The following is a 9223-nucleotide window of genomic DNA, read 5'->3' on the forward strand; positions in this document are numbered from 1 at the left end:
TAATGTTTATTAAAAATGTTTTAGATAAAGTTTTTGGCTTAATACTATTAATTTTATTAGCTCCAATATTATTAATTATCGCATTTGCTATAAAACTTGATAGTAGAGGACCTATTATATTCAAACAAAAAAGACTTGGGAAGAATGGAAATATATTTGAAATATATAAATTTAGAACTATGTATGTAAATGCACCTGACATAAGGAATGAAGATGGGTCTACATTCAATAGTGATAACGATCCTAGAGTTACTAGGGTTGGTAATGTTTTACGAAAAACGAGCCTGGATGAATTGACACAAATATTTAACATATTAAAAGGAGAAATGAGCTTTATAGGACCGAGACCTGATTTGCCAGATCACTATGAGCTATATACAGATTTTGACAAAAGAAAGTTATTAGTTAAACCTGGAGTTACAGGCTATGCCCAGTGTAATGGCAGAAATAATATTGAGTGGAAAAATAGAATAGAGATGGATATATTTTATATTGAAAATTATTCTATATTACTAGATGTTCAAATATTAATTAAGACGGCGCTTTCTGTTTTAAAAAGTGAAGGTGTAAACAAATCTGTAGAACATGAAGAAGTTGAAGAAGCTAAAAATATTTAAAGTATGAGGTAAAAAATGATAAATATAAGAAGTGGAAAAGAAAGTAAAATGCTTTTACTTGAATACATAAATTATATAGAAGAAGATTCAATTTATTTTATTGAAAACAGTAATGGAAATATTAAATCAATAGCGAAGATTAAAAATCTTAAATGGGATAGTGAAATTTTTAATAAAAAAATAGGTTCGATGGAATTATGCTATGGTGATTTGACAGATAGTATAGTAACTAATATAGATGAGGTTGCTAAAGTAGAAAACTACGATTGTTTATTTACTAAGGTAAAAACAGACTCATATTCTAGTATGCATATTTTAGAAAAAAACAGATACAATTTAATGGACTCTATAATAACATTAAAGAAAAATATTGATGATAATATTTTAATTGATATTAATAAAGATTATGATTTTGGTGTTTTAAATGAAACAAATTTAGAAGACGTATTAGATATTATTGATAATTTATATAAACATGGTAGATTTTTTCAAGATCCTAATTTGAGAAATGAAGATGCAAATATACTATATAAGAAATGGATAGAAAATGAAATAAGAAGTAAGTCTGTTGATGTTATAGGAGTTACATATAAAGATAAATTAATAGGGTTTATAAGTTGCATATATAGGAATAGGATTAGTGATAGAGAATTAGATGGAGTTATAAGTTTAGTAGGAATTAATAAAGACTATCAAGGTTTAGGGATTGGAAAAAAGCTGATCAACTATGCACTTATGAATTTTAATAAGAAAAATATTAAAAATGTTTTTGTGGGAACTCAGATTGATAATTTAGGAGCTTTGAATTTTTATATATCAAATGGTTTCAGAGTAGAAAGCTCAATAAATAGTTTTCATAAGAAAGTTAGATAATAAATTATTTTTTAATAAGTGAGAATGGGAGCGTTTTAGTATGGCTAAAGTTTTAGTTACGGCACACCTAGGTAGGCACTTTAGAATATTTGGACAGAGTGACTATAAAGTGTTGTTAAATATGGGACATGAAGTTCACATAGCTGCAAATTTTAATGAAGAGATAGACAAATTTGATAACCCAAATGTAATAAAACATCAAATAGATTTTGATAGAAATCCATTTAGTATTCAAAATTTAAGAGCTTTAAAACAATTAAAAAAATTATTTAGAAAAGAAGATTTTGAATTAATTCATTGTCAGTCTCCATCAGGAGGTGCTATAACAAGATTAGCATCAAAAGAAACAAGAAAAAGAGGAACAAAGGTGCTATACACAGCTCATGGATTACATTTTTTTGAGGGAGCTCCGAAGAAAAATTGGATAATGTACTATAATTTTGAAAAATTTTTTGGTAAATATACAGATTGTATTATAACTATTAATAATGAAGATTTTTATTTGGCAAAAAATAGGTTGAAGATAAAGGATGTACAGCATATTCATGGAGTCGGTATAGATTTAAATAAGTTTAAACCACAAATAAAAAAGAATAAATTAGAACTAAGAAGTAAGTATGGATATAAAAATAGTGATTTTATATTAATTTATGTTGGAGAATTAAGTTACAGGAAGAATCAAGACACAGCAATAAAAATTATTAAAAAATTGAAGGATAGAATTCCAAATATAAAACTATTATTAGTTGGAACTGGAGAGTTAGAAAAACAATATAAAGAAACAGTTATTAAGTTAAATATAAAGAATAACATAGAATTTTTAGGATATAGAAATGATATAACAAATTTAATGTCTTTATCAGATGTATGTATATCAACTTCAAGACAAGAAGGTTTGCCAGTTAATATTATGGAAGCTATGGCAACAGGATTACCATTAGTTGTTAGTAACTGTAGAGGCAATAGAGACTTAGTAATAAACAATGAAAATGGATATGTTTTACCTTTAGATAATATAATTGAATTTGAAAAATCTATAGAGAAAATCTATAGAGAAGATGATTTAAAATTAAAATTTTCAGAGCAAAGCTTAAAAAATATAAAGTCTTATGATATGGAAAATATACAAAAAGAAATGGAACAAATTTATTCAAAGTATATAAGCGTAGTAGATAAATTATATGAGAACAAAAAAATATAGGGAGGGAGATATGAAAATTATATACATGAGGTCTAATCCCATCGATCCAGATCCTAGAGTTGAAAAAGAAATGTCTGTAGCAATTAAAAGTGGATATACACCTATAGCACTAGCGTGGAATAGAGAAAAAACTGATTCAAATGTAGATAGAGAAAAAATACCATTATATAATGGAGAAGCTGAGGCATATAGATTTAATATAAAGGCAGGGTTTGGAGCAGGACTTAAAAACTTGGGACCTTTGATTAAATGGAATAAAGAAATCTTGTTGTGGCTAATAAAAAATAGAAAGAAATATGACTTAATACATGCATGTGACTTTGATACTGTATTACCGGCGGTATTTATGAACTTAATATTTAAAAAAAAATATGTATATGATATATTCGATTTCTATGTTGATGCATTTTCAGTACCTAAAAAGCTAAGAGGACTAGTAAAAAAGATAGATTTCTTTGCTATAAAAAAATCAGAATTTACTATTTTAGTTAACGAAAGTAGAATAGAACAAATTTCAGGAAGCAAACCTAAAAATTTGTTATTTGTACATAATACTCCAAAAACTTCAGATAATTTGAAAAAAAGTAAAGAAAAGTTAGAACGAAAAAAAAGAATATTTTATGGTGGGATATTATCTGATAATAGAATGATTGAAGAAACGATGAAAATATGCTCTAGAAATCAAGATTGGGAATTAATAGTAGCTGGATTTGGACCTATTGAAGAAAAGTGTAAAAAATATGATGAAAATTTTTCAAATATAAAATTTATAGGAAAACTAGCTTATAAAGATATAATACAAAATACTATAAACTCGGATGTAGTTTTTGCTTGTTATGATCCAAGTGTTCCAAATCACAGATATTCTTCTCCAAATAAACTATATGAAGCCATGATGTGTAAAAAACCTATAATTGTATGTGAAAATACAGGAATAGATAAAATTATAGTAGAAGAAAATATAGGATTAAGTTGTGAGTTTAATGAAAAATCCCTTGAAAATGCATTTAAAACATTGTTAGAAGATGAAGATATATACAATATTATGGCAAGTAATAGCAGAAAGCTTTATGAAACTAAATATAAATGGGAAATAATGGAGAAAAGATTAAGTGATATGTATGAAAATATAAAAATAGATTTAGATTAATGAGGTGATTTATATAAATATATTAATTATAACAACGTGCTATCCTCCAGTGAATGTATCAGGAAGCATAAGAAGTTTATATTATGCTAACTATATGGCAAAATTAGGACATAAAGTAAGTGTATTAACAGTTGATTTTCCTAATCAATTTTCTAACTATGATAAATCATTAGAAAATAGAATAGATGAAAGTATAAAAGTTTATAGGTGCGGATTAGGGATATTATATAATAAATTTTACCAAAAAAAAGAAGAAAATATTAATAGAACAGCACAGATAAATCAAAAAAGCAAAGAAAATATAAAAAGTAAATTAAGGAGAGAAATAAAAAGTTACCTGGCTATACCAGACAGTTATATGGTTTGGAAGAATAGTGCATCTAAGCTAGGTATAGACATTATTAAAAGTGATAAAATAGATTTAATATTTTCAATGCATGAAACCCCATCGTCTCACTTAGTTGCATATAATTTAAAACAAAAGTTTCAAAATGTTAGATGGGTAGCTTATTGGAGTGATCCATGGACATTTGATCCGAATAGATCTGAAATTCCATATATAAGAAAGCAAATTGAAAAAATAATGGAAAAAAAAGTCGTAAAATTAGCAGAAAAGCACTTCTTTACAACAAAAGAATGTATGAAGTTGTATAGAGAAAAATTTATTATAGATAAAAACAATGCAGATATTGTTTATAGGGGATATGATGATAATTTATATAAACACATAAATTCAGATGATATGCCTAAGGAAATAAACAAAGATAAAATAAATATTTTACATGCAGGAGAAATATTCACAAAATTAAGAGATATAAATCCCTTTATAAGAGCTATAAGAGATATCAAACATAACAATATTGAATTATATAAAAAGTTAAATATTATCCTATTAGGAGGAATAGACAATATAGATAATGTAGAAAAATTCGATGATTTAGATATTATAAATTTATTGCCAAGAAAATCTTTTGATGAAGCATTAAAGTATATGAATTTTAGTGATGTGTTACTTTTATTTGGAAATAAAAATAGCAATCAAATGCCAGGAAAAGTGTATGATTACTTAGGAACAGATAAAGCTATATTTACAATACTGGGAGATCAACAAGATCCTTTAAAATTATTTATGAAAGAAATAGAGAGAGGGCCTATATGTGAAAATAGGTCAAATGAATTAAAAAGTGAAATTATAAATATTTTATCCAGAGGATTCAAAAAAGAATGGACATGTAGAAGTAATAAATTTGAGTGGACAAATGTAGTTCAAGATTTATTATCAAAACTTGAGAATATCTAATTATATAAAATTTTAAGGAGTTAAGTTATGAATAAAGTACTATTGACATTTTTATATATTGTATTGGGAATGACTATAATTTTTACTGAGACTTTTAGAAAAAAATATTCAAAAATTGATTTGTTAACAGTAATTAACATTGGGTATAGTATTGCATTTGTAATAATTCCTATTTTAATATTAAATTTAGATTTTTCTACAAATTTGGATAGAGGTATAATTTCTAACGTTAGTTTTAATAATGATAAACAATTTTTATCTACATTACTATTGTGTGCGTTAGGTTATATATGCATAGTAGCTGGATTTTATTATAAAAATTTAGTGTACTTTATGTTAAATAAAAAAAATATCAAAATAGATAGTGAAAAATATTATAGCATTGATGAAAAAGTAGTAGCTATATCTGCAATTATAACATTTATAATATCTACAGCTAGCTTATGTATTTATACTATTAAATTAGGAGGAATATCAAATACATTAGAAAGTGCAGAGCTGTATAGAATGTATGGAGCTGATCAAATTAGTGGATCCTTTATAAAGGTGTTTTTTCCACTTATAATAGCTAGTTGCAATTTATATTATATTTTAAAAATAGATAATAAATCTAAAAATTCATATAAAATAATGTTTATTATTACTGCTATTATTAGTTTGTATTATCTACTGATAAATGCAGGAAGAATGCCTGTATTCTTATTTTTAGCTACATTTATTGTATTTAAAATTTTAAAAGATAATAAATCAAGGTATATAGTACCTATATTAATTATAGGTATCATAGGAGTTAAATATTTGGATGTTTTATTTGGATATTTAGCATACGGATCAAGTTTTACTGGAATTAAAATAGTAGAAAATAAAACATTAATTGATTCGGTTAAAGACTTTGCTATAGAATTTTCATTCCCTTATATAAATGTTTTCAATGTAGTTAAATTTGCAGAAGGGTCATTTAGGTTTTTTATAGATTATATTATGTCAGTAATTCAGTTTTTGCCTGATTTAATTTTCTTCAAGTTAGGCTTTGGATCACCTGTTATGCTGCATGAAATAAATACAGCAAATCACCAAGTTAATGCAGGTATACCAGTTGATGTTATTTCCTACGGATATTATCAAATAGGTATTATTGGATTAATTATACATACATTTCTTTTTGGAGTAATAAGTAGGTTTTTAAATAATTTATCTACTCGAAAAGGAAATTATATATATATATTCTTAAGAGCTAAGTTACTTATATTATGGGGGTTTAATGTAATGTATTCAGACATTGATACATTTATAAGAGGAAAACTAGATTTAATAATATTTATTTTCATAGTTTTAGTATTTTCTAAGCAATATCGCTTAAATGAAAAGGATGATTAAAAAATAAATAGTTACAGCAAATATTATCAATAAGTAAATGAAAATTGAAAGGATTAAAAGCATATGTTAAATATAATAGGATTAGGATATATTGGATTACCTACAGCATTAATGTTTTCAGCTAATAATGTAGATGTAATAGGAACTGATTTAAATACAAACTTAGTAGAAACTTTAAATAAGGGCAAATTAACATTTGAAGAAAATGGATTAGAAAATTTATACGAAAAAGCTGTAAGAAGTGGAATAAAATTTTCAGATAAATACGTAGAAACTGATAAGTATATAATAACTGTTCCTACTCCATATATAGAGGAAAACAAAAAGATAGATCCATCATATGTAATAAAAGCTGTAAATACAGTATTAGAGACATGTAAAATTCCAAGTATAGTTGTAATAGAATCAACTGTATCTCCAGGAACTATAGATAAACATATAAGACCTTTAGTAGAGGAAAAGGGATTAGTTATAGGAGCAGATATTCATTTAGTTCATGCTCCAGAGAGAATAATTCCAGGAAATATGGTTTATGAATTAGAACACAATTCAAGAACTATAGGTGCAGATGATAGAACTATTGGAGAAGAGGTTAAATCATGGTATAAAAATTTCTGTAAAGGAGAAATTGTTGTTACAGATATAAAAACTGCTGAAATGAGCAAAGTTGTTGAAAATACTTTCAGAGATATAAATATAGCATTTGCTAATGAATTAGCTAAAATTTGTAGGTCAGAAGGTATGGATGTTTATGAACTTATAAGGATAGCCAACAAGCATCCGAGGGTAAATATTCTTCAACCAGGGCCGGGTGTAGGAGGACATTGTATATCTGTAGACCCTTGGTTTTTAGTAGGTGATTACCCAGAAATAGTACATACTATATTATCTGCAAGGGTTGTAAATGATTCTATGCCTAAGTACGTATTAGAAAGAATTCAAAATATAATGAATGAAAACAATATAGATAGTTTTAAAAAGGTAGGTTTATATGGAATGACATATAAAGAAAATATTGATGATATGAGAGAGAGTCCAACCCTTCAACTTATGGACTTAATGCAACAAAATCATATAGAAGGTGTAAAAATATATGATCCATGGATAAAGGATAAAAAATTTGAAAATCAATTTAATAATTTTGAAACATTTATAAATGATGTAGAGATTGTAGTAATATTAGTTGCACATAGTCATATAAAAGAAAATATTAACTTATTAAAAAATAAGATAATATATGACACTAGAAATATTTTAGATATAAATCATAAAGTGTATAAACTATAAATATATACCTAGGGAATCCCTAGGTATATATTTATAGTTATGCACACTAACTTAAATTTAATATATTTAGTAGTATGTTTTTTAAATAAACAATATCATTTGATTCGTATATATGATTTTTTTTATAGAGCTTATTTTCTTTAAGATTCATAAAACTACTTATATGTTTAGAATATAATAGAATTTCATTATGTTCTAAGTTTCTATGAGTTAAAAGATGTTTTTCCATAAGACACCTCCAAAGCAATATATATCATATTATATTATATGAAGCTAGTATATGTTTAATACAAAAAATATTTAATATAGTAGGGAGAAAATATGAAAAAATTAAAAGTTATGACAGTATTTGGGACTAGACCAGAAGCTATAAAGATGGCGCCTTTAGTTAAAGAATTAGAGGGTAGAAATGAAGTAGAAAGTATAGTTTGTGTTACAGCTCAACATCGACAAATGTTGGATCAGGTATTAGATACATTTAATATTGAACCAGATTATGATTTAAATATAATGAAGCAAGGTCAAACTTTAGTTGATATAACAACTAGAGCACTGCAAAGCCTAGATAAAGTTATAAAAGAAGTTAAACCTGACATAGTATTAGTCCATGGAGATACTACAACTACTTTATCAGGAAGTTTTGCTGCTTTTTACAATCAAGTTTCGGTAGGGCATGTTGAAGCTGGATTAAGAACGTATGACAAATATTCACCATATCCAGAGGAAGTAAATAGACAAGTTACAGGAGTTATAGCAGATATGCACTTCGCTCCGACAGAAAATTCAAAGGAAAATTTATTAAAAGAAGGAAAAAAAGAAGAGGATATATATGTAACAGGAAATACGGCTATAGATGCACTTAAAACTACTATTAAAGAAAATTTTAAGCATGAAGTTATTGAAAAATTAGGAAATGACAAAATGATACTTTTAACAGCTCACAGAAGAGAAAATTTAGGAGAAAATATGAAAGGTATGTTTAAAGCGATAAAGAGAATAGTAGATGAGTTTGAAGATATTCAAGTTGTATATCCAATTCATTTAAATCCTTTAGTTAGAGATACTGCAAATGAAATATTTGGAGATAGTGGTAAGGTTCACTTAATAGAGCCTTTAGAAGTATTAGATTTCCATAACTTCTTGAATCAAGCTTATATAATAATGACAGATAGTGGTGGAATTCAAGAAGAGGCTCCATCTTTAGGTAAGCCTGTACTAGTACTGAGAGACACAACAGAAAGGCCTGAAGGTATAGATGCTGGAACTTTAAAATTAGCAGGAGTTGAAGAAGAAACAATATATAATATGACAAAGGAATTATTAACAAATCAATCTGTTTATGATTCTATGGCAAAAGCATGCAACCCATATGGTGATGGAAATGCTAGCAAATATATAGTTGATGCAATAATTAATAA

Annotated in this window: 9 protein-coding genes; 8 read left to right on the forward strand and 1 reads right to left on the reverse strand. The window is 26.1% G+C overall.

Annotated features, from left to right (window positions below):
• Window positions 1-2: 2 nt before the first annotated feature.
• The 7 genes from VN21_RS07060 (at window position 3) to VN21_RS07090 (ending at window position 7805) form a co-directional block, all read left to right on the forward strand.
• On the forward strand, window positions 3-617 hold the full coding sequence (locus VN21_RS07060) for a sugar transferase (RefSeq protein ID WP_046822633.1): 615 nt from the start codon (window positions 3-5) through the stop codon (window positions 615-617).
• A gap of 15 nt (window positions 618-632) precedes the next feature.
• Entirely contained in the window at window positions 633-1490 is an 858-nt protein-coding gene (locus VN21_RS07065) for a GNAT family N-acetyltransferase (RefSeq protein ID WP_046822634.1), read from the forward strand.
• Window positions 1491-1530: 40 nt separating this feature from the next.
• Entirely contained in the window at window positions 1531-2691 is a 1161-nt protein-coding gene (locus tag VN21_RS07070; protein ID WP_046822635.1) for a glycosyltransferase family 4 protein, read from the forward strand.
• A 10-nt stretch (window positions 2692-2701) separates the two neighbouring features.
• On the forward strand, window positions 2702-3841 hold the full coding sequence (locus tag VN21_RS07075; protein WP_046822636.1) for a glycosyltransferase family 4 protein: 1140 nt from the start codon (window positions 2702-2704) through the stop codon (window positions 3839-3841).
• A 49-nt stretch (window positions 3842-3890) separates the two neighbouring features.
• Entirely contained in the window at window positions 3891-5141 is a 1251-nt protein-coding gene (locus tag VN21_RS07080; protein WP_161794382.1) for a glycosyltransferase family 4 protein, read from the forward strand.
• Window positions 5142-5168: 27 nt separating this feature from the next.
• Entirely contained in the window at window positions 5169-6518 is a 1350-nt protein-coding gene (locus VN21_RS07085; RefSeq protein WP_046822637.1) for an O-antigen polymerase, read from the forward strand.
• A gap of 63 nt (window positions 6519-6581) precedes the next feature.
• Window positions 6582-7805 carry a nucleotide sugar dehydrogenase gene (locus VN21_RS07090; RefSeq protein WP_046822638.1) on the forward strand — a complete coding sequence of 408 codons (1224 nt, stop codon included), beginning with the start codon at window positions 6582-6584 and terminating at the stop codon, window positions 7803-7805.
• 46 nt (window positions 7806-7851) lie between these two features.
• Here the strand turns inward: VN21_RS07090 and VN21_RS07095 are convergent, their stop codons facing one another.
• Window positions 7852-8034 (reverse strand): hypothetical protein, encoded by a 183-nt coding sequence (locus VN21_RS07095; protein WP_046822639.1) that lies wholly within the window; start codon window positions 8032-8034, stop codon window positions 7852-7854.
• Window positions 8035-8126: 92 nt separating this feature from the next.
• Here VN21_RS07095 and wecB point away from each other — a divergent pair.
• Window positions 8127-9223, forward strand: a 1097-nt coding sequence (gene wecB / locus VN21_RS07100) for a non-hydrolyzing UDP-N-acetylglucosamine 2-epimerase (protein ID WP_046822640.1), incomplete at its 3' end; no start/stop codon positions are given.

The organism is Paraclostridium benzoelyticum (assembly GCF_001006285.1).
In the GTDB taxonomy this organism is placed as follows: Bacteria; Bacillota; Clostridia; order Peptostreptococcales; family Peptostreptococcaceae; genus Paraclostridium; species Paraclostridium benzoelyticum.